This window comes from Saccharopolyspora shandongensis, assembly GCF_900106995.1.
Lineage (GTDB): Bacteria > Actinomycetota > Actinomycetes > Mycobacteriales > Pseudonocardiaceae > Saccharopolyspora > Saccharopolyspora shandongensis.
The window spans coordinates 296,684-316,937 of record NZ_FNOK01000001.1; the positions used below are offsets into that span (position 1 = coordinate 296,684).

General features: G+C 71.3%; 19 protein-coding genes. 9 read left to right on the plus strand and 10 right to left on the minus strand.

Translation table 11 applies throughout. The features are described from left to right. The first annotated feature begins 7 nt into the window (after window positions 1-7). From BLW84_RS01410 to BLW84_RS01425, 4 genes are all read left to right on the plus strand, one after another. Entirely contained in the window at window positions 8-943 is a 936-nt protein-coding gene (locus BLW84_RS01410; RefSeq protein WP_093260359.1) for an ABC transporter ATP-binding protein, read from the plus strand. Between the two features lie 89 nt (window positions 944-1,032). After that, window positions 1,033-1,749: an ABC transporter permease gene (locus tag BLW84_RS01415; RefSeq protein WP_245760869.1), complete on the plus strand. Its 717-nt coding sequence runs from the start codon at window positions 1,033-1,035 to the stop codon at window positions 1,747-1,749. A 151-nt stretch (window positions 1,750-1,900) separates the two neighbouring features. Next, a complete protein-coding gene (locus BLW84_RS01420; RefSeq protein WP_093260363.1) occupies window positions 1,901-2,752 on the plus strand; it encodes an SCO6745 family protein in 852 nt (283 codons plus the stop codon). A 70-nt stretch (window positions 2,753-2,822) separates the two neighbouring features. Further along, a complete protein-coding gene (locus BLW84_RS01425; protein WP_093260365.1) occupies window positions 2,823-3,785 on the plus strand; it encodes a COX15/CtaA family protein in 963 nt (320 codons plus the stop codon). Here the strand turns inward: BLW84_RS01425 and BLW84_RS01430 are convergent. After that, window positions 3,775-4,971 (minus strand): MFS transporter, encoded by a 1,197-nt coding sequence (locus tag BLW84_RS01430; protein ID WP_245760854.1) that lies wholly within the window; start codon window positions 4,969-4,971, stop codon window positions 3,775-3,777. The genes BLW84_RS01425 and BLW84_RS01430 overlap by 11 nt on opposite strands. Window positions 4,972-5,097: 126 nt before the next feature. Here BLW84_RS01430 and BLW84_RS01435 point away from each other — a divergent pair, with 126 nt between their 5' ends. Continuing rightward, window positions 5,098-6,075, plus strand: a complete 978-nt coding sequence (locus tag BLW84_RS01435) for a LacI family DNA-binding transcriptional regulator (protein WP_245760855.1) — start codon at window positions 5,098-5,100, stop codon at window positions 6,073-6,075. 20 nt (window positions 6,076-6,095) lie between these two features. On the opposite strand, the gene BLW84_RS01440 is transcribed toward BLW84_RS01435, so the two are convergent. The 7 genes from BLW84_RS01440 to BLW84_RS01470 form a co-directional block, all read right to left on the minus strand. Next, the gene (locus BLW84_RS01440) at window positions 6,096-6,728 is read right to left on the minus strand and encodes a response regulator (RefSeq protein ID WP_093260371.1); all 633 of its coding nucleotides are present in this window, start codon (window positions 6,726-6,728) and stop codon (window positions 6,096-6,098) included. Next, complete coding sequence (locus BLW84_RS01445; protein WP_245760856.1) at window positions 6,721-7,953, minus strand: sensor histidine kinase; 1,233 nt, start codon at window positions 7,951-7,953, stop codon at window positions 6,721-6,723. Before BLW84_RS01445 ends, BLW84_RS01440 begins: the two co-directional genes overlap by 8 nt. Window positions 7,954-7,979: 26 nt before the next feature. Beyond that, window positions 7,980-8,726: an ABC transporter permease gene (locus tag BLW84_RS01450; protein ID WP_093260373.1), complete on the minus strand. Its 747-nt coding sequence runs from the start codon at window positions 8,724-8,726 to the stop codon at window positions 7,980-7,982. Window position 8,727: 1 nt separating this feature from the next. Further along, window positions 8,728-9,630, minus strand: a complete 903-nt coding sequence (locus BLW84_RS01455) for an ABC transporter ATP-binding protein (protein ID WP_093260375.1) — start codon at window positions 9,628-9,630, stop codon at window positions 8,728-8,730. Between the two features lie 98 nt (window positions 9,631-9,728). Then, on the minus strand, window positions 9,729-10,223 hold the full coding sequence (locus BLW84_RS01460) for a GbsR/MarR family transcriptional regulator (RefSeq protein WP_093260377.1): 495 nt from the start codon (window positions 10,221-10,223) through the stop codon (window positions 9,729-9,731). A 140-nt stretch (window positions 10,224-10,363) separates the two neighbouring features. After that, on the minus strand, window positions 10,364-11,650 hold the full coding sequence (locus BLW84_RS01465; protein WP_093260379.1) for an MFS transporter: 1,287 nt from the start codon (window positions 11,648-11,650) through the stop codon (window positions 10,364-10,366). Further along, window positions 11,647-12,996 carry a M20/M25/M40 family metallo-hydrolase gene (locus tag BLW84_RS01470; protein WP_093260381.1) on the minus strand — a complete coding sequence of 450 codons (1,350 nt, stop codon included), beginning with the start codon at window positions 12,994-12,996 and terminating at the stop codon, window positions 11,647-11,649. The genes BLW84_RS01465 and BLW84_RS01470 overlap by 4 nt, the downstream gene beginning before the upstream one ends. Window positions 12,997-13,064: 68 nt before the next feature. Here BLW84_RS01470 and BLW84_RS01475 point away from each other — a divergent pair, with 68 nt between their 5' ends. Beyond that, window positions 13,065-13,595, plus strand: coding sequence for a winged helix-turn-helix domain-containing protein (locus BLW84_RS01475; protein WP_218157177.1), 531 nt, complete (start codon window positions 13,065-13,067; stop codon window positions 13,593-13,595). Window positions 13,596-13,879: 284 nt separating this feature from the next. Here BLW84_RS01475 and BLW84_RS01480 read toward each other — a convergent pair whose 3' ends face one another. Further along, on the minus strand, window positions 13,880-14,200 hold the full coding sequence (locus BLW84_RS01480; RefSeq protein ID WP_093260383.1) for a hypothetical protein: 321 nt from the start codon (window positions 14,198-14,200) through the stop codon (window positions 13,880-13,882). Between the two features lie 210 nt (window positions 14,201-14,410). On the opposite strand from BLW84_RS01480, the gene BLW84_RS01485 reads away from it, so the two are divergent. Next, the gene (locus tag BLW84_RS01485) at window positions 14,411-15,379 is read left to right on the plus strand and encodes a quinone oxidoreductase family protein (RefSeq protein WP_093260385.1); all 969 of its coding nucleotides are present in this window, start codon (window positions 14,411-14,413) and stop codon (window positions 15,377-15,379) included. 100 nt (window positions 15,380-15,479) lie between these two features. Here the strand turns inward: BLW84_RS01485 and BLW84_RS01490 are convergent, their stop codons facing one another. Next, window positions 15,480-16,415: a heme o synthase gene (locus BLW84_RS01490; RefSeq protein WP_093260387.1), complete on the minus strand. Its 936-nt coding sequence runs from the start codon at window positions 16,413-16,415 to the stop codon at window positions 15,480-15,482. A gap of 493 nt (window positions 16,416-16,908) precedes the next feature. Between BLW84_RS01490 and tkt the strand changes: the two genes are divergently transcribed. Together tkt and tal are read left to right on the plus strand one after the other, a co-directional pair. Further along, window positions 16,909-19,005, plus strand: a complete 2,097-nt coding sequence (tkt, locus tag BLW84_RS01495; protein ID WP_218157178.1) for a transketolase — start codon at window positions 16,909-16,911, stop codon at window positions 19,003-19,005. Between the two features lie 14 nt (window positions 19,006-19,019). After that, window positions 19,020-20,126, plus strand: coding sequence for a transaldolase (gene tal, locus BLW84_RS01500; protein WP_093260389.1), 1,107 nt, complete (start codon window positions 19,020-19,022; stop codon window positions 20,124-20,126). The last annotated feature ends 128 nt before the right edge of the window (window positions 20,127-20,254 follow it).

The following is a 20,254-nucleotide window of genomic DNA, read 5'->3' on the forward strand; positions in this document are numbered from 1 at the left end:
GGATGTCGTGAGCAATGCCGACAGCCCGGCCGTCCGGTTGCGGGGGCTGAAGAAGCGCTTCGGCGACACCGTCGCCGTTGCCGGACTCGATCTGTGCATGCCGCGCGGCAGCGTCCTGGCGCTGCTCGGCCCCAACGGCGCGGGCAAGACCACCACCGTCGAGATCTGCGAGGGCTTCCAGCGCCCGGACGAAGGCGAAGTGCGTGTGCTCGGGCTCGACCCGCATACCCAGTCCGAGGCGCTGCGGCCGCGGATCGGCGTGATGCCGCAGGGCGGCGGTGCCTACCCGGGCGTGCGCGCCGACGAGATGCTGCACCTGGTCGCGGCCTGCGCCGCCGATCCGCTGGACCCGGCGTGGCTGCTGGACGTGCTCGGCCTGGAGGGCGCCCGCCGCACGCCCTACAAGCGGCTCTCCGGCGGCCAGCAGCAGCGCCTGTCGCTGGCGTGCGCCCTGGTCGGCCGGCCCGAGCTGGTGTTCCTCGACGAACCCACCGCCGGCCTCGACCCGCAGGCGCGGCGGCTGGTCTGGGACCTGGTCGGCGCGCTGCGCAGGGACGGCGTCAGCGTGCTGCTGACGACCCACCTGATGGACGAGGCGGAGGCGCTGGCCGACCGGGTGCTGATCGTGGACCACGGCCGCGCGGTCGCCGAGGGCACCGCCGAGGAGCTCACCGAGCCCGCGGACGGCAGGCAGGAACTGCGCTTCCGCTCGCAGACCGGGCTCGACCTGAAGCTGCTGCTGGCGGCGCTGCCGGAGGACTGCGAGGCCACCGAGCTGCGCCCCGGCGACTACGTGGTGCGCGGCACCGTCGACCCGCAGGTGGTGTCGACGGTGACCGCGTGGTGCGCGCAGCACGGCGTGCTCGCGCAGGAACTCCGGGTCAGCCGCCGCAGCCTGGAGGACGTGTTCCTGGAACTGACCGGACGGGAGCTGCGATCGTGAACGCCGAGACCAACGCGCAGGCCCAGCTCGGTGCCCAGTTCCCGGCGGGCACGTTCGCGCCGAAGCCCGGCCGGGGCCGCGCGGGCCGGATGCTGGCCGCGCAGACCAGGATCGAGGCGCTGCTGATCATCCGGCACGGCGAGCAGGCCCTGCTGACGCTGATCATCCCGCTGGCGCTGCTGATCGGGCTGAGCACGCTGCACATCGGCACGCTGCCGGAGCCGCGGGTGAACTCGGTGATGCCGCGGATCCTGGCGCTGGCGGTGATGTCCACGGCGTTCACCGGCCAGGCCATCGCGCTCGGTTTCGACCGCCGCTACGGCGTGCTCAAGCGGCTGTCCGCGACGGCGCTGCCGCGGTGGACGCTGGTGTCCGGGCGCGTCCTGGCGACCCTGCTGGTCGTCGCGCTGCAGGCGGTCGTGCTGGGCGTCGCCGCGGTGCTGCTGGGCTGGTCACCGGCGCTTTCCGGGCTGCTGCCCGCGATCCCGCTGCTGGTGCTGGGCACGCTGGCCTTCGGCGCGGCCGGGGTGCTGGTCGGCGGCGCGCTGCGGGCCGAGATCGTGCTGGCGCTGGCCAACGCGATCTGGTTCGTGCTGCTGCTCGCAGGCGGCCTGGCGCTGCCCACGAGCGACCTGCCGGGCCCGGTCGGCGCGGTCGCCGGGTTCCTGCCCTCCGGCGCCCTCGCGGAGGCACTCGACGCGGCCCTGGTCAACGGCGCCCTGCCGGGCTTGCAGCCGGTGGCGGTCCTGCTGGCGTGGGGCGCGGTGTGCGGCGTCCTGGCCATCCGCACCACCCGCCTGACCTGACCCGCTCGTCATCCCGCCGTTTTCGCGCGAAAACGGCGTTCTCCACGCCTGCCGGGCGCCGGTTTCGCGCGAAAACGCCGCCCGCGTCCAAGCCGGAACCGGTGGCGTCCGGCTGGAGACAAATACTGGAACGACGTTCTACGATGCGCGCATGACGGAGATCGCGCGGCGAGCGAAGCAGTCCCTCGAACTCATCCACGCCATGATCTACTTCGCCCCCGAGGCCGCCGACGGCTTCGCCGGGCTCGGCCTCGAACGCGGCCTGATGTCCTACTACGCCGGTAGGTCCGCCGCGATGGGCCCCGTCGGTGCCGGCGTGGTCGCGGCGACGTTCTACAACTTCAACCCCGAATCCGTCGCCCCCGTGATCCCCCGGGCCTGGTCGATCGCCGCACCGGAAGCCGTCCTCGCCGCCCGGCTCAAGGCGGCCGACGCGGCGCTGCGCCGGCTGCTCGGCGACGCCACCGTCGCCTCCGGTGCCGTCGCCGAAACCGCCGAACTGGCCCGCGAGGCCGCGCAGGCCTGCACTCCGGACGGCAAACCGCTGTACGCCGCGCACGCCGACCTCCCCTGGCCCGACGAGCCGCACCTCAAGCTCTGGCACGCGATCACCCTGCTGCGCGAGTTCCGCGGCGACGCGCACATCGCCGCGCTGCAGCACGGCGGCCTGAGCGGCATCCAGGCCCTCGCGCTGCACAGCACCGTGCCGGGCGGCTTCGACGGGAACGCGGCCAAGAAGCTCCGAGCCTGGTCCGACGAGCAGTGGGACCGCGCCTTCCAGGAGCTGCGCGAGCGCGGCCTGGTCGGCGCCGACCGCGAGATCACCGAGGCCGGTCACGCGCTGCGCGAGGAGATCGAGGCCGCGACCGACGCGATGTCGATGGCCCCCTGGTCCGCGCTCGGCGAAGCCAGGACGACCGAGCTGATCGGCAGCGGCGGACGGCTCAGCAAGGCGCTGGTGGAGGCGGGCGCGATGCCGCGGGGACTCCGCCGCACGCGCTGAAAATCATCGGCATCGCGTTGTCAAGCCCCTGCGGGCGGGCGAGTCCCGGCGGCGTCCTACCATCGAGGTCGTGCCAACGGCCTCTCTGACTTCCCGGATCTCCCGCCCGTCGCCGCGCGTCGTGCGCGCGCTGGCAATCGCCGTGCTGGTGACGCAGGCGCTGATCTCGGTGACCGGCGTGATCGTCCGGGTGACCGACTCCGGGCTCGGCTGCCCCACCTGGCCGCAGTGCTTCCCGGGCAGCATGGTGCCCGTCGAGCACCCCGAGGTCGCGACCCTGCACCAGGTGATCGAGTTCGGCAACCGGCTGCTGACCGGCGTGATCGGGTTCATCGCGCTGGCCTGCCTGCTGGCCGCGTGGCGCTGCCTGCCGTACCGGAAGCGGCTGGTCCGGCTCGCGCTGATCATGCCGCTGGGCGTGGTCGCGCAGGCGATCATCGGCGGCATGACGGTGCGCGTCAACCTGGCCTGGTGGAGCGTGTCGACCCACTTCATGGCCTCGGCGGTGCTCATCTGGCTGGCCGCGATCCTGGTCAAGGCGACCACCGAGGGCGACCGCCCGCCGGTCGGCGTGGTGCCGACGCCGATGCGCAGGCTGCTGGCCGTCCTCGTGGTGGTCACCGCGGCGGTGCTCGTCCTCGGCACCCTGGTCACCGCCGCCGGCCCGCACGCGGGCGACCCGGACACCCCGCGGCTCGACCTCCCGGTGCCGACGCTGGTCCAGGCCCACGGCCTGCTGGTGATGGCGTACGTGCTGCTGCTCGCGGTCTTCGGCGTGTGGCTGCGCAGCGCCCGCCCGACCAAGGCCCTGCTGAAGACCTACGGCGCGGCGTGCGTGCTCGTCCTGGTGCAGGGCGCCATCGGCTCCGTGCAGTACTACCTCGGCGTGCCCGAGGCGATGGTCGTGCTGCACGTGCTGGCGGCGACGCTGGTGATCGTCGTGACCGCCATGCTCTGGGTCGAGTCCCGCTACCGCGGCCCGCTGCCGCTGCCGGCGACCGAGGCCACCGCCAAGGAATCCGTCACCGCCTGACCAAGGTCTCCCGCGCCCCGGCCGTCGAGCGGGACCGGCGCAGCACCCACCAGATCGCCACCAGGCACAGGGCGTTGAGTCCGAACAGGACGATCGGAACCGATGTGGCGGAGGCGAGTTCGATGCCGATGCCGAGCAACGGCGGGAACGCGACGCCGCCCAGCATCGACGCCGCGATCACGTACGCCCCGGCCCGACGCGCATCGGGCACCAGCCGGTGCAGCCACGGCAGGCCGGTCGGGAAGACCGGCCCGATGAACAGGCCGAGCCCGGCGTAGGCGAACGGGGCGAGCGGCGGGACGACCGCCAGCGCGAGGCAGACCGCCATGCCCGCGCAGCTCCCGGTGAGGATGGCCGGCTCCGACCAGCGGAGCGTCAGCGGCGCCACGAGGAACCTGCCGACCGTCATCATGAGCCAGTACCCGGCGGTGACGGTCGTCGCCGCGCCGACGGTGTAGCCGGCGGAGGTCAGGTGCGTCGGCTCCCACCCGCCGGCCCCGGACTCGACGCCCATGTTGAGCACGTACAGGACGATGAACGCGCCGGTGATGGCGATGCCGCGGCTGCGCAGGTGGGCGCCCCGGTCCACGGCCGCGGTCGTGCCGCTCCCGTCCCGTTGCTCGCGCACGCCGCGAACCAGCACCACGACCGCGGCCGACGCGAGCGCGAAGACGAAGAAGACCTGGGGATAGCCGTCCGGACCCAGCTGCGCCAGCACCGCCGGGGCGAGGATCGACCCGACCCCGAAGAAGGCGTTGAGCAGGTTCAGCATGGCCGGGCTGCGCGCGCCGAACCCGATCGCGAACAGGTAGTTGAGCCCGTAGTCGATCGCGCCGTACCCGAGCCCGGCGACGAACGCGCCCAGGAGCGCGACCGGCCACTGCGGCGCCGCCGCGAACACGGCGGCACCCAACGCCATCGCCACGTAGGACCAGCCGAGGAGGGCGCGGTTGCCGATCCGGCCGCAGGCCAGGTGGAACGCCATCACACCGAGCAGGCCACCGACGAAGTGGGCGCTCAGCGCCAGGCCGGCCACGGTCGGCGAAACCCCGTGCGCGGCGCGCACCGCCGGGATCGCGGGGCCGTAAAGCGCCTGGAGCGCGCCGATCAAGACGAAACCCGCGAACGCTCCGGCGATTCCCACGCCGCTGAACAGCCGTGGTGCGGCGTCCTTCGCATCGCTCAACGCACTCATCTCCCGTGAACGTTCTCGTGAACGTTCACGAGCATGGCGAGAGGACCCGCCGGCGTCAAGGCCGCGTGCTTCTCCGGCGGAACGCCGGTGTGATGAGATGGACCGATGGCGGCCCCGGTGCGCAGACCCACGATCAAGGACGTCGCGCGCGCCGCCCAGGTGTCGTACCAGACCGTTTCCCGCGCGATCAACGACAAGCCGGACATCGACCCGGAGACCAAGCGCCGGGTGCTCGCGGCCGCCGAGCGGCTCGGATACCGGCCGAGCAGGCACGCGCGGGCCCTGGTCAAGCCGCACCCGAGCACGATCGGCCTGGTCATCCCGGACCTGACCAACCCCTTCTTCCCGGAGGTCATGGCCGGGCTGATCGACTCGGCCGCGACCCGCGGCTGGCAGGTGAACGTCGTCAGCAGCGCGGGACCGGCCGACGAGGCCGACGTGCTCAGGTCGTTCGCCGCCGAGGTGGACGCCCTGGTCGGCTACTTCAACCACCTCGACCCCTCGCCCGCCGAGCTCGACGTGGACATCCCCGTCGTGCTGCTCGACGCCGAGGACGAGGCGCCGCGCCGCGGAGCCGTCGCGGTGAACGTCGACGCGGGCGTGCGGGCCGGCGTCCGGCACCTGCTGGACCGCGGGCACCGCGCCCTCGGCATGATCGACTGCGCCACCAGCTGCGACCGCCACCAGCGGCGGCGATCCTTCGTGCGGGCCCTCGGGGAGAACGGGATCGAACTCCCCGCCGACGCGATCGAGCAGGCCGAGCAGTCCATCCCGGACGCCGAGCGGGCGACGCACCGGCTGCTGGACCGCCGCCCCGGCACGACCGCGATCTTCGCGTTCAACGACCTGACCGCGGTGGGTGTCGTGCGCGCCCTGCACGCGCGAGGGCTGCGCGTTCCGCAGGACTGCGCGGTGCTGGGTTTCGACGGCCTGGCGCTGGGCGAGTTGATCACGCCGCCCCTGACCACGCTGCACATCGACAAGCGGCGCCTGGGAAGCCTCGCGGTCGACGAGGTGGAACGCCTGCTCGCGCGGCAGGAGGAAGCGGCGAGCGTCGAACTGGTTCCCGAACTCGTCGTCCGGGAATCGACCTAGCCGCGCGAGGCGGACCCCGGTCAGCCGAGGATGCCGCGGTCGTAGGCCGCGGCCACCGCGGCAGCCCGGTCGTTGACCCCCAGCTTGCCGTAGAGGTGGGTGAGGTGGGTCTTGACCGTCGCCTCGCTGACGAACAGGTCCGCCGCGATCTCGCGATTCGACCGCCCCCTGGCCACCAGCCCCAGGACCTCGCGCTCGCGCGCGCTCAACGGCTGCTCGCCGGGCGACCGCACCCGGGACACCAGCCGCGAGGCCACCGCCGGCGAGAGCACCGTCCGGCCCGCGGCCGCCGCCCGGACCGCGGCGAACAGCTCGTCGCGCATCGCATCCTTGAGCAGGTAGCCGGTGGCGCCGGCCTCGATCGCCGCGAGGGTGTCGGAATCGGTGTCGTAGGTGGTCAGCACGAGCACCTTGCCGCGCTGACCGCGCCGGACCAGCTCGGCGATCGCCGCCACCCCACCGCCGCCGGGCATCCGCAGATCCATCAGGACCACGTCGGGATCCAGCTCCGCGGCCAGCGCGACGGCCGACGGCCCGTCCGACGCCTCGCCGAGGACCTCGATGTCGGCCGCCGAATCGAACATCCCGCGCAACCCGTCGCGCACGACCGGATGGTCGTCGACGATCAGCAGCGTGATGGCGCGGTCAGGCATGGCGCACCAAAGGTACGCGCGCCGAAACCGCCGTCCCGCACCCGGGCTCGGACTCGATCTCGAAGGTCCCCGCCACCCGCTCCGCGCGGGCGCGCATCCCGCCCAGCCCGAAGCCGCCCGCGCGCTCCCGGGCATCGACGGGGTGCGGATCGAAGCCGCGGCCGTCGTCGCGCACGTCGACGGTCACCTCGTCGTCCATGTAGGACAGGGTCACGCCGACCCGGGTCGCACTCGCGTGCCGCCCCGCGTTGGCCAGCGCCTCCTGGGCGATGCGCAGCAAGGTCGCCTCGATCTCCTCGTGCAGGGCCTCGACGTCGCCGGTCACGGTGAACTCGGCCCGCACGCCGGCGCTGGCCGACCATTCCTCGACCGTCTTGTGCAGCGCCACGGGCAGCGCGTCGTGCTCCAACGCGCTGGGCCCGAGATCCTGCACCGACCGACGGGCTTCGCCGAGACCGTGGCGGGCCAGGGCCGCGGCCCGCTCGACGTGGCCGCGAGCCACCGCCGGGTCCTCGCTGTCCGCGGCCGCCTGAAGCTGCGTGACGATCCCGGCCAGGCTCTGCGCGATGGTGTCGTGGATCTCGGCCGCCAGCCGCCGGCGTTCGTCGCTGACGCCGGCTTCTCTCGCCTGCACCAGGAGCTGCGCGTGCAGACCCACGTTCTCCTCGTGCGCCTGCCGCAGCTGGGCGTTGGCCTGCTGGAGCTCAGCGATCGTGAGCGCCCTCGCCCTGACGTTCTCGTCCCGCTGCGCTTCCAGCCGCACGAAGAACAACAGCAGCCCGCAGTGGAGCGCGAACAGCGCGACGAGGGCGAACCACTGCATCGCGCTGGTCGGCGGCAGGCCACCCGACTGCGAGCCCGCCACGGTGAACGCGCTGGCCAGCAGACCGATGTACAGCGAGCGCCGCGGCAGCAGCCGCGCGGCATCGAAGTAGCCGACGCCCGCGTAGATCGCGAAGAACGGGTTGAGCCAGGTGAGCACGAAGGCGAGGGCCCACCGCACGCCGTAGTAGATCTGGCCGGGCACGCCGTGCTCGGGCACGCCCGGCCGCGCCTTCTCCCACCACAGCTGCAAAGCGAGCGTCACCAGGACCAGCGCGGCCGCGGCCCGCATCTCGCCGCTCGTCATCAGGGAATCCGCCGTCAGAGCCGAAACGACCGCGCCAACGCCCAGCATCGTCCAAGGCACCCACCGGGCGAACCACTCGTCCCGCTGTCCGGTCACCGTCCTGCTCCCGTCACCGCACACTGCTACTCCCAGCGGAACCAGCGCACCGCGGCACCGGCCAGAACCGCGCTCCACAGCACCACGACCGCCAGGTGCGACCAGCTCGGCCAGCCACCGCCGGACGCCTCGGCGAGCGCCATCGACGCCGCGCCCAGCGGCGTGAACTCGACGATCCGCTGCAAGAGATCCGGCATGACCTGCACCGGAACCCACACCCCTGCGGTGAACATCATCAGGATGAACGCTACCGAACCGATCGCGGTCGCAACCTTCGCGTTCCGCGCCACGGCGGCCAGCACGGCACCCAGCGCAAGCGTGCTGAGCATGGTGAGGAACAAGGTCAACGCGTAGCCGGCGATCTGGTCCGGCAATGCGACGCCGAACGCGACGCGGCCGACGGTGAGGGCCAACACCGCCGAGCCCAGCATCGCGACGCCGTGCAGGACCATCTGCGCGGCCAGCAGCGCTGCGGGCCGCACCGGGGTGGTCGACATGCGGCGGAGGATGCCGCGCTCCCGGTACCCGGACAGCACCGGTGGCATCGACTGGATGCAGGCCATGATGGTGGCCATCAGCAACGCCACCGGGACGTAGAGGTCGATGGTCCGCAGGCCGCCGCGCGCCGGATCGGCTTCCCGGAAGGCCGGGATCAGGCCGAGGATCGTCAGCAGCACGGTGGGCGCCACCACGATCCAGAAGATGTTGCCCGGCTCGCGGCCGAACAGCCGGGCCTCGGCCTTGAAGACGGCGATGGATGCCGATGCGGCCACGTCAGGCCTCCGTTCCGGTCAGGTCGAGGAATGCTTCGTCCAGCGTCGTGTCGGTGACGCGCAGCTCGCGGGCGGTGACGCCCTGCCGGGCCAGCAGCGTGAGCACCGCGTTGACCGTCTCGTCGGTGCCGCTGATGACCAGCCGTTCGCCCTCGCGCCGCACCGACGCCACGTCCGGCAGCGCAGCCAACTCGGCCTCGTCGAGCCGCCCCGAAGGCGCGAAGGAGATGACGGTCGACGCGGCGGCCCGGCCGACGAGCCCGGCCGGGGCGTCGAGGGCGACCACCCGGCCGCGGTCGATCACCGCGACCCGGTCGCACAGCCGCTGGGCCTCCTCCATGAAGTGGGTGACCAGCACGACCGTCACGCCGTCCGCGCGCACCTCCTCGATCAGCCGCCAGGTGTCCCGGCGGGCCCGCGGGTCCAGGCCGGTGGTGAGCTCGTCGAGCACCACGATTTCGGGATTGCCGATCAGGGCCAGCGCGATGAACAGCCGCTGCTGCTGGCCGCCGGAGAGCGCGCCGAAGCGGGTCTTCAGCTGCGCGGTGATCCCGAGCCGCTCCGCGAGGACCCGCCAGTCCGCGGGTCGCGGGTAGAAAGCGGCGTAGAGCTCCAGCGCCTCGCCCGCGGTGATCTTGGGTTGCAGCTGGGATTCCTGCAGCTGCGCGCCCAGGATCCGGGTGAGCCGGTCGCGGTCGGCCGCCGGGTCGAGGCCGGCGACCCGCACCGTCCCGGCATCGGGCGTGCGCAGGCCTTCGATGCATTCGACGGTGGTCGTCTTGCCCGCGCCGTTGGGGCCGAGGATCCCGAAGATCTCGCCCGCTTCGACGGTGAAGCCCACGCCGTCCACGACGGGTCTCCCCGCGTAGGTCTTGCGCAGCCCGTCGACTTCGATGATCGCCATGCAGCGAGTCTCGCGGGGCGGCGCTCCGCCGGACATCGACCGGCTCGCTCGAACCGGCATCAGCCGATCGGCCGATGCCGGTATCGGCGGAGCGGTGATCAGAAGCGCAGCTTGGGCTTGCCCTCGCGCTCCCAGCGGCGCCAGAGTTCCGGCATCTCGCCGGACAGCCACTGGTAGAACTCGTTCACCGTGCGCAGGCGGCGGGCCCGCTCGCCCTGGCCGCTGAACATCCGCAGCCCCTCCGCGGTGAGCGCTTCGAGCGCGGTCACCCGCTCCATGCGCTGGCGCACCAGCGCCGGCCAGCGGTCCTCCTCCACCTGGTACAGCGCCGCTTCGCGACCCTGCCGCGTGGTCTTGGAGACCACCCCGAGCCGCATCAGCAGCCGGACGTTGGTGCTGATCGAACCCGTGCTCGCGGCCAGCGCGTGGGACAGCTCGGCGGCGGTGCGCTCCGGCGGATCGCAGACCAGCAGGAACGCCAGGATGCGGCCGGCGATCAGCGGCATGCCTTCGCTGGCCTCGAAGTGCGCGGCCATCTGCTCGATCCATTCCGACATGGCTGGCCGGTCGGTGCGCTGCAAGTAGTCGGACACGACGACTCCAAGTGATCGACTTTAGTCATCGCTGAAAAAATAGACCACAGCGAAGATTTCGGCCAGCAGCGATCACCGGCGTGTCGTGGGTGGAGCCGTCGCCAGGACTCCTTCGAACGACCCGCGAACCGGGCATGCCTTCACGCATTCTCGTGCTCGCTTGTCAGATTGGGCTGGCTTTTCGCCCGGATGTAGCGGCGACTGGCCAATGCGCCGACGAGCGAGAGTACGGCGAGCGCGGTAAGCCAGAACGCCGGTGCGAGGGGGGTTTCGAGGGTGGCGAGCAGCCAGGTGACGGCGACCGGCGTGAGGCCGCCGAAGAGGATGACGCCCAAGTTGTAGCTGATGGACAGGCCGGTTCCTCGGGTCGCGGTCGGGAAGAGTTCGGCCATGCGGGCGCTGAGGGGGCCGGTGTACCAGGGTTTGATCAGCCCCATCAGCGTCATGACGATGGCCATCGTGGCGAAACTCGGCGCGGCTTGGAAGAGCAGGAACAGCGGGATGCTGGTGACGGCGATGCCCACCGCCGCGATTGTGAGCATTTTGGTGCGGCCGACGATGTCGGAGACGTGGCCGGCGAGCGGAGCGATCAGCACCATGATGGAGGAGGTGATCACGACAGCGGCGAAGCTGGTCGACGCGGGCAGATGGTATTGCCGAATGGCGTACGTCGGCATGTAGGTGATCAGATAGGAGTAGGCGGTGGACACCGCGAGGATCCCGATGGAGAGCACGATCCTGGTCTTCTGCGAGCGCAGTGTCTGTGCCACCGGATGCTTCAGCTCGGTGGTGCGGCGCGCCTGGCTGAACTCCGTTGTCTCGCTGAGGTTCTTGCGGATGTAGTAGCCGACGGGGCCGAGCAGCAGACCGAACGCGAACGGAACTCGCCAGCCCCACGCCTCGAACTGCGCGTCGGTCAGGGTGCTGCTGGTGATCGCGAGCAGCAGGGTGGCCAGAACTGTGGCGAAGGCCTGGCTGGCGCCCTGCCAGCTGGCCATGAAGCCGCGCCGGTTGGCGTTCTGCTCGACGAGATAGCCCGTGGCACTGCCGAATTCTCCGCCGGCGGAGAAGCCCTGCAGCAGCATCGCGAGCACCATGCCGATCGGTGCGGCGATACCGATCGTGCTGTAGCCGGGCAGGAACGTGATGATCAGCGTGGCGAGAACCATGATGCGGATGGAGATCATCAGCGCCGGCATCCGGCCCGCGCGGTCGGCGTAGGCGCCGAGCACGAGCGCGCCGATCGGGCGGACGATGTAGGACAGTCCGACGGTGCCGAATGCCAGTATCAGTGAGCTTGTCTCATCCTGGCTGGGAAAGAATTCTTTCGCGATGGTGGCGCCGACCAGGGTGTATGCGGTGAAGCTGAGCCATTCCAGCGCATTCCCGACCGATGCTGCGGCCACTGGCCGCCACTTGCCGGTCATGCCGCACCACCGATTCTGCGCAGGACCGCGGCCGCGGTCACGATGCCGGCATGGAACCGGGCGAGTTCGAAGTTCTCGTTGGGAGCGTGGTTGCGCTCGTCGACGTTGGCCAGCGGAATGCCGTAACAGGGCAGCCCGAGCCCGTCGGTGATGCCCGCGATCGGCAGGCTGCCTCCCATCGCGGGCACGAACAGCGCCGGCTTGTCCGCCATGGCGCTCACCGCGTCGAGCACCGCCTGCGCGTAGGGCGCGTCCGGCAGGGTACGAGAGGGCTCCATCATGGCTTTGAAGGCGACCTCGGCGTGCGGAAGCCGGTCGGCCACGTGCTTGCGGACCGCGTCGACGACCGTGGCGGTCCGTTGGCCGCAGGCGAGCCGCATGTCACAACGGGCGATCGCGACCGATGGGATCACCGACCGGTGCTCCTGATTGTCCAGGCATGTGAGCGAGTTGATGGTGAAGGTGGGCAGCGCCAGCCGTTCGTTGACCCCGGCATCGCCGCACGCGTCCATGCGGTCGAGCCCGACCCCGGCGAGTAGCTCCTGCAGGGCCACGGGCAGTGCGTCAAGCGCCGCCCGCTCGGCCGCGGTCAACGTGGTGGCAACGTCGCAGCCCTCGACGAGGATGCGCCCATCGGATGCCCGCATCGTTGATAGCAGCCACACCAGCTCCCACGCCGGGTTGGCCGCGACGTTGCCCCAGTTCCCCGAATGCAACGCGGTATCCGCGCCCCGGACGGTGATCTCGAAGCTCACCGCACCGCGCACGCCGAGCGATACCGTCGGCTCGTAGCTGTCGTGAACCGGCCCGTCGCTGAACACCGCGACGTCCGCGTCGAGTTCCGCGCGCATCTCCGCGAGCGTGGCCGCGAGGTGCGGACTGCCGATTTCCTCCTCACCGTCGAGCAGCACCGTCACCGAGCAGGGCAGCCCCTCCTCGCTCGCGCGCAGCGCCCGCACGGCGAGCAGCTGCGCGAAATGCTGCCCCTTGTTGTCGCCCGTGCCGCGCCCGTAGATCCGGCCATCACGGATCGCGGCCTCGAACGGCGGGCTGTTCCACTGCTCGAGCGGCCCGGCGGGCTGCACGTCGTAGTGCCCGTAGATCACCACGTGCGGGCTGCCCTCCGGGCCCGGCGCGTGACCCACCACCAGCGGCCACCCGCCCGTCTCGACCAGCCGCGGCGCGAGGCCGCTTGCGGCCAGCAATCCCTTGGCGTGCTCGGCCGCCTCCGGCATGCCCTCCCCGGTGGCACTGACGCTCGGCATCCCGACCCAGCGGGCCAGCTCCTGTTCGTGCCGCGCCCGGTTGCGCGCCACGTAGTCCTCGATGTCCTCGATCGGATCCATGCCACCGCCCCATCGATTTCAGATGTTGCAATCGATGGCAATCATGCATATCGGTTATGATGTCGTCAATGACTGAACCGGAACCGCGCAGGCGGGCAACCCCGCAAGACCTGCGCGCCCTGACACACCCGCTGAGCTGGCGCATTCTGCGCCTCTGCTTGGAGAGGCCGCAGACCAACCAGCAACTCGCACAGCGCCTCGGCATCTCGCCGGCCACACTGCTGCGCCGGGTGCGAGCCCTCACCGAAACCGGCTTCCTCGCCGTCGACCCACCCCGTCAGGGCGAACACGGAGCATGGGAACGCCCCTACCGTGCCACCGGTGAAACCTGGCGACTCGACCTCGGTACAGATGCGGACCACCTGGCCGGTCAGATCGACCTGGCTATCGTCGATGCCCACCGAGCTGAAATCGCCGAGAACAGCCCGACGGCCAGCCAGCACACCCGACGCGCGATCGTGCACCTCGACGCCGAAGCGCGCGCGGAACTCGACCAGCGGATCGACGCCCTCCTCGACGAATTCCAGAATCGATCCACGCCGGATGGCACGCCAGTATCGATCCTGTGGAACGCGACCGAGCGCGGAAGCAGGTCGTAGGACTCCGCGAGCCTTCCGGGGCGGGGCCCGCCGCGACAGGTCGATCTGGCTTTGGGGGTGTTGCCGGTGCGGTGAGCGCCGGATGATCTGCGGCCGCACTCATCCTCAGACTGTGCCCACCCCGTCGGGGTTCTTGGCGAGGACAGCCCCACGCGCCGTGTATTGGTCATGCACAAGGCGGGGATCCCACAGTCCAGACGGCGGCCGTAACTCCCGCAGGGGAGCCGCCACCCGCACCGCCACGCGAGATGCGTCTGGAACCACTTCTTAGCGCCGGGCGAACATCACCGGGCGCGTGGGCCGGCCATCTTCCGCCGGTGCGCGGGGCCGATCTTCAGCGCCGCGACCGTCTCGCCGTCCCACTCGTGCGGCGACAGGCCGTCGACGGCCTCGACGAGGGCCTCCCCCGCCGCCACGTCGGGCACCATCACGTCGCCGAGCAGCCCGTCCTCGCCGACCAGCACGATCCGGGCACCGGCCTGCCCCAGGTTCTCCACCACCGCGCGCGCGGAACCGCCGTGCGCGGCGACGAACGCCTTGGCCGCGGCGATCGCCTTCGGCGACGGTGCGGCGGTCTGTTCGGTGTCCTTCTCAGCAGCCGTCATGCCCGGAATCCTAAACACGTTTCACCCCTTGGCGGCCGCCACGTTGCGCACGACACCCACGCGATCAACGGGCCGCCGGGGATGATCGAAGGTCTGAGGTTCCGCCACCCGCACCGCCATGCAAGATGAGTTCGGAAACCTTCCTTCGGGGAAGATCGGGTCGGCGTGCGGAGTTGCACCCGTCGAACGACGACAGGCGAAGGAGCGAGCATGCGTGCGATTCGGGTGGCGGCCAACGGCGGCCCGGAGGTCCTGGAGTACGGCGAAGCCGAGCTCTCCGACCCGCAGTCCGGCCAGCTGCTGGTCGAGGTGGCCGCGGCCGGGGTCAACTTCATCGACACCTACCAGCGCAGCGGGATCTACTCGATGCAGCTGCCGTTCACGCCCGGTTCGGAGGGCGCGGGCAAGGTCGTCGCGGTCGGCCCCGACGTGACGGGCTTCGGCGTCGGCGACCGGGTCGCCTGGGCGATGGCGCCGGGCAGCTACGCCGAGCGGGCGCTGGTGCCCGCCGACAAGGCGGTGCGGGTCCCGGACGGGGTGGACGACCGGACCGCGGCCGCCGCCCTCCTGCAGGGGCTGACCGCGCACTACCTGATCACCTCCACCTATCCGGTGCGCACCGGCGAGATCGCCCTGGTGCACGCCGCGGCCGGCGGCATGGGCCTGCTGCTGACCCAGCTGATCAAGTCGCGCGGCGCCAACGTGATCGGCACCGCGTCCACGGCGGAGAAGGAAGAGCTGGCGCGGGAAGCGGGCGCCGACGAGATCATCCGCTACACCGAGGCGGACGTGGCCGAGGAGGTCGCGGACCTCACCGACGGGCGCGGCGTGGACGTGGTCTACGACGGCGTCGGCAAGACCACCTTCGACACGAGCCTGGCGAGCCTGCGGCCGCGCGGCATGCTGGCGCTGTTCGGCGCGTCCAGCGGCCCGGTGCCGCCGGTGGACCCGCAGCGGCTGAACGCGGCGGGCTCGGTGTTCCTGACCCGCCCGAGCCTGGCGCACCACATCCTGACCCGCGAGGAGCTGGACTGGCGGGCCGAGGAGCTGTTCGCCTGGATCGCCGCCGGCACCCTGAAGATCCGCATCGGCGGCACCTACCCGCTGCCGGACGCCCGCCGGGCGCACGAAGACCTGGAAGGCCGCCGAACCACCGGAAAGCTCCTCCTCCTGCCCTGACCTGCTTCCAGGCTCGTTCTGCGTGGCAGAACCCGAGAAGGCAAAACGCTCGTGCGCGCTTTGGGCTGTCGCAGCGGCCCGAAGCGCGCACGAGCGTTGGTCAGAAGGGCCAGCCGAGGACCGGGAGGCTCAGCGCCGAGTCCACCGCGAGGGCCACGCACACGATCATCAGGTACGTGTTGGACATGTGGAACAGCTTCATCGGCTTGGTCTTCTCGCCGCGCTTGGTCGCGGCGTGCAGCCGGTGCGCCAGGACGATGAACCACGCGCCCGCCAGGGCCGCGAACGCCGCGTAGAGCCAGCCGGTCGCCGGCACCAGCAGCAGCGTCCAGGCCACCATCAGCCAGGTGTAGATCACGATCTGCCGCGACACGTACGTCGGCTCGGCCACCACCGGCAGCATCGGGACGCCGGCGCGCTCGTAGTCGTCCTTGTACTTCATCGCAAGCGACCAGGTGTGCGGCGGCGTCCAGAAGAAGATCACGCCGAACATCACCAGCGCCGGCCAGTCCACCCGGCCGGTCACCCCGGCCCAGCCGATCACCACCGGCATGCAGCCCGCGGCGCCGCCCCAGACGATGTTCTGCGCGGTGCGCCGCTTGAGCACCAGCGTGTAGACGAAGACGTAGAACAGGATCGTGCCGACGGCCATCGACGCGGCCAGCAGGTTCGTCGTCGCCCACAGCCAGCCGAAGGATGCGACGCCGAGCACGATCCCGAAGATCAGCGCGTGCCGGTTGGACACCGTGTGCCGCACCAGCGGGCGCGCCCGCGTGCGCTTCATCACCTGGTCGATATCGGCGTCGGCGACGCAGTTCAGCGCGTTCGCGCTGCCCGCCGCCATGGTGCCACCGATCAGCGTGGCGATCACCACCCAGGGCGACGGGATGCCCCGCTCGGCCAGCAGCATCGCCGGGATGGTGGTCACCAGCAGCAGCTCGATGACCCGCGGCTTGATCAGCCCGGCATAGGCTTTCAGCAGCTCAGCGGGCCGCCGAGCGCGCTGCGTCCGGGGGGCGTCGACGACGGTGGTCACGACGCTGCGCTCACCGACGGCATGGCACTCCTAAGGCGATTCGGACGACCTGGACCAACCCGGGCACCCCGGAAGTGGACCGACCATGAATAGTAGGCGCGCTACTGAAGCCGCCCTCGCGCGGGTCGCGCCCGAGGCGCCGCGAACGGACAGGTGGCCCTGGTCACGCCCCTTCCCCGGTATCCTGGCCGTGTTCCCGCCGCGATCGGGAACGGGTCGCCCTTCAGCGCAAAACCGCAGGGCACGGGCAGGCGGCAGCCGAGTCTCCGGCGTCACCCGGATGGCGCAACCGTGGTCTCCCAGGCGCAGTGTCGGGCGCCGACCGCCGCCGCTCCCCGCGAGCGGCGGACTTCAATCCAGACGGGTCGCCACGTGGCTGATCGGACACGACTAGGCTGCCCGTCGGACGAGGGATAACCGCGGTTCGAATCGGTCCAGCACCGCATTCGCCGTCACATACGAAAACCGCCGAAGGAAACTTGGAGCTGCGTCCGTGTCCGTCACCGACGACCTTGCCCGCTTGACCACCAAGCACCTGCCCGAAGACTGGACCGAGCTGGACCAGCGCGCGGTGGACACCGCCCGCGTGCTGGCCGCCGACGCGGTGGAGAACTGCGGCAGCGGCCACCCCGGCACCGCGATGAGCCTGGCGCCCGCCGCCTACGCGCTGTTCCAGCGCGTCATGCGCCACGACCCCAGCGACCCGAACTGGATCGGCCGCGACCGTTTCGTGCTGTCCGCCGGCCACTCGAGCCTGACGCTGTACGTGCAGCTGTTCCTGGCCGGCTACGGCCTGGAGCTGGACGACCTGAAGGCGCTGCGCAAGTGGGGTTCGAAGACCCCGGGCCACCCCGAGTACGGGCACACCGACGGCGTCGAGACCACCACCGGTCCGCTGGGCCAGGGCCTGGCCACCGCGGTCGGCATGGCGATGGCCGCCCGCCGCGAGCGCGGCCTGTACGACCCGGAGGCCGCCGCGGGTGAGAGCCCGTTCGACCACCACGTGTACGTGATCGCCTCCGACGGCGACATCGAGGAGGGCATCACCTCCGAGGCGTCGTCGCTGGCCGGTACCCAGCAGCTGGGCAACCTCACGGTGATCTACGACGCCAACGAGATCTCCATCGAGGACGACACCCGCATCGCGCTGTCCGAGGACACCGCCAAGCGGTACGAGTCCTACGGCTGGCAGGTCCTGGTGGTGCACGGCGGCGAGGACGTCAAGGGCCTGCTGGAGGCCATCGAGTCGGCCAAGGCCGAGACCTCCCGCCCGACGCTGATCGTGCTGCGCACGGTGATCGGCTACCCGGCCCCGACCAAGATGAACACCGGCAAGGCGCACGGCGCCGCGCTGGGTGCCGACGAGGTCGCCGGGGTCAAGCAGGCGCTGGGCTTCGACCCGGAGCAGTCGTTCCAGGTCGACGCCGAGGTGCTGACCCACGCCCGCGAGGTCGTGGCCCGCGGCAAGGCCGCCCGCGCCGAGTGGCAGGTCGGCTTCGACAAGTGGGCGTCGGCCAACCCGGAGCGCAAGGCGCTGCTGGACCGGCTGAGCACCCGCGAGCTGCCCGCCGGCTGGCAGGAGAAGCTGCCGACCTGGGAGGCCGACGGCAAGGGCGTCGCCACCCGCAAGGCCTCCGGTGAGGTCCTCAACGCGCTGGCCGACGTGCTGCCCGAGCTGTGGGGCGGCTCGGCCGACCTGGCGGAGAGCAACAACACCACGATGAAGGGCGCCGACTCGTTCGGCCCGGCGTCGATCTCCACCAGCACCTGGAACGCCAACCCGTACGGCCGGACGCTGCACTTCGGCATCCGCGAGCACGCGATGGGCGCGATCCTCAACGGCATCGCGCTGCACGGCGGCACCCGCCCGTACGCCGGCACCTTCCTGGTGTTCAGCGACTACATGCGCCCGGCGGTCCGGCTGGCCGCGCTGATGAAGACCCCGGTCATCTTCGTGTGGACGCACGACTCGATCGGCCTCGGCGAGGACGGCCCGACGCACCAGCCGATCGAGCACGTCGCCTCGCTGCGCGCGATCCCCGGCTTCTCGCTGGTCCGCCCGGCGGACGCCAACGAGACCGCGGCCTCGTGGAAGGCGATCCTGGAGGACCCGAGCGGCCCGGCCGGGCTGGCGCTGACCCGCCAGGGCGTGCCGACGCTGGAGGGCGTGGACGCCGACGGCGTCGCCAAGGGCGCCTACGTGCTGGCCGAGGCCGGCAACGGCAAGCCCGAGGCGATCCTGCTCGCCACCGGTTCCGAGGTCCAGCTGGCCGTCGAGGCCAGGAAGATCCTGGAGGCCGACGGCGTTGCCACTCGCGTGGTGTCCGTGCCGTGCGTCGAGTGGTTCGACGCCCAGGACCAGGCCTACCGCGAGTCGGTGCTGCCGAAGGCGGTCAAGGCCCGCGTCTCGGTCGAGGCCGGCATCGCCATGCCGTGGCACCGCTTCGTCGGCGACGCCGGTGAGTCCGTGTCCCTCGAGCACTTCGGCGCTTCGGCCGACTACAAGACCCTGTACAACGAGTTCGGCATCACCGTCGACGCCGTTGTCGCGGCGGCCCGGCGCAGCCTGAGCAACGCCGAGCAGGCGTGAGCGGAGGAATTCCTGTGACCACCAACCCGAACCTCAAGGCGCTCAGCGAGGCCGGGGTCTCGATCTGGCTGGACGACCTGTCGCGCCAGCGGATCTCCTCGGGCAACCTGGCCGAGCTCATCACCGACCAGGCGGTCGTCGGCGTCACGAGCAACCCGACGATCTTCGCCAACGCGCTGTCCAACGCCGCCGACTACAACGAGAAGGTGCGCGAGCTGGCGGCCCGCGGCGCGAGCGTCGACGACACGGTGCGCGAGCTGACCACCGCCGACGTCCGGGACGCGGCGGACATCTTCCGCAACGTCTACGAGTCGACCGGCCGCGTCGACGGCCGGGTCTCCCTGGAGGTCGACCCGCGGCTGGCGCACGACACCGACCGCACCGTGGCCGAGGCCATCGAGCTGTGGAAGGCCGTGGACCGGCCGAACCTGATGGTCAAGATCCCGGCCACCCTGGCGGGCCTGCCCGCGATCACCCGCGTGCTCGCCGAGGGCATCAGCGTCAACGTCACGCTGATCTTCTCGGTGCAGCGCTACCGCGACGTGATGGACGCCTTCCTGGCCGGCCTGGAGCAGGCCAAGGCCAACGGGCACGACCTCGCCCAGATCTCCTCCGTCGCGTCGTTCTTCGTGTCCCGCGTGGACACCGAGATCGACAAGCGGCTGGCGAAGATCGAGGGCGGCGAGGAGCTGCGCGGCAAGGCGGCGATCGCCAACGCCCGGCTGGCCTACGCGGCCTACCTGGACGTCTTCGCCTCCGAGCGCTGGCAGGCCCTGGCGGCCGACGGCGCCAGGGCGCAGCGCCCGCTGTGGGCGTCCACCGGCGTGAAGGACCCGGCCTACTCCGACACGCGCTACGTGGACGAGCTGGTCGCGCCGAACACGGTGAACACCATGCCGGAGGCGACCCTGAAGGCCACCGCCGACCACGCCGACGTGCGCGGCGACCTGGTCACCGGCACGGCCGCCGCCTCGCAGCAGGTCTTCGACGACCTCGCGAAGATCGGCATCGACCTCGACGACGTCTTCGCGGTGCTGGAGAGCGAGGGCGTCGAGAAGTTCGAGAAGTCCTGGACCGAGCTGCTGGAGACCGTCGGCCAGCAGCTGGCACAGGCCGAGTAACGAACAGCCGAAGTCTCCGGGAATTCCGGGCCGGTGCGCATCTGCCGCACCGGCCCGGATCGGCGACACTGTGGTCGCACGAAGTTGGCTTCCAAGATCGAACCCCGAAAAGCCCAGGTCGAACTGGG

Excerpts from the sequence above, each read along its gene's own strand:
- BLW84_RS01470 (WP_093260381.1), bottom strand. The coding sequence starts at position 12,996 with ATGGATCCGATCGAGGACATCGAGGACTACGTGGCGCGCAACCGGGCG.
- BLW84_RS01415 (WP_245760869.1), top strand. The coding sequence starts at position 1,033 with ATGCTGGCCGCGCAGACCAGGATCGAGGCGCTGCTGATCATCCGGCAC.
- BLW84_RS01485 (WP_093260385.1), top strand. The coding sequence starts at position 14,411 with ATGCGTGCGATTCGGGTGGCGGCCAACGGCGGCCCGGAGGTCCTGGAG.
- BLW84_RS01440 (WP_093260371.1), bottom strand. The coding sequence starts at position 6,728 with ATGCCTGACCGCGCCATCACGCTGCTGATCGTCGACGACCATCCGGTC.
- BLW84_RS01465 (WP_093260379.1), bottom strand. The coding sequence starts at position 11,650 with ATGACCGGCAAGTGGCGGCCAGTGGCCGCAGCATCGGTCGGGAATGCG.
- BLW84_RS01420 (WP_093260363.1), top strand. The coding sequence starts at position 1,901 with ATGACGGAGATCGCGCGGCGAGCGAAGCAGTCCCTCGAACTCATCCAC.
- BLW84_RS01475 (WP_218157177.1), top strand. The coding sequence starts at position 13,065 with ATGACTGAACCGGAACCGCGCAGGCGGGCAACCCCGCAAGACCTGCGC.
- BLW84_RS01455 (WP_093260375.1), bottom strand. The coding sequence starts at position 9,630 with ATGGCGATCATCGAAGTCGACGGGCTGCGCAAGACCTACGCGGGGAGA.
- BLW84_RS01480 (WP_093260383.1), bottom strand. The coding sequence starts at position 14,200 with ATGACGGCTGCTGAGAAGGACACCGAACAGACCGCCGCACCGTCGCCG.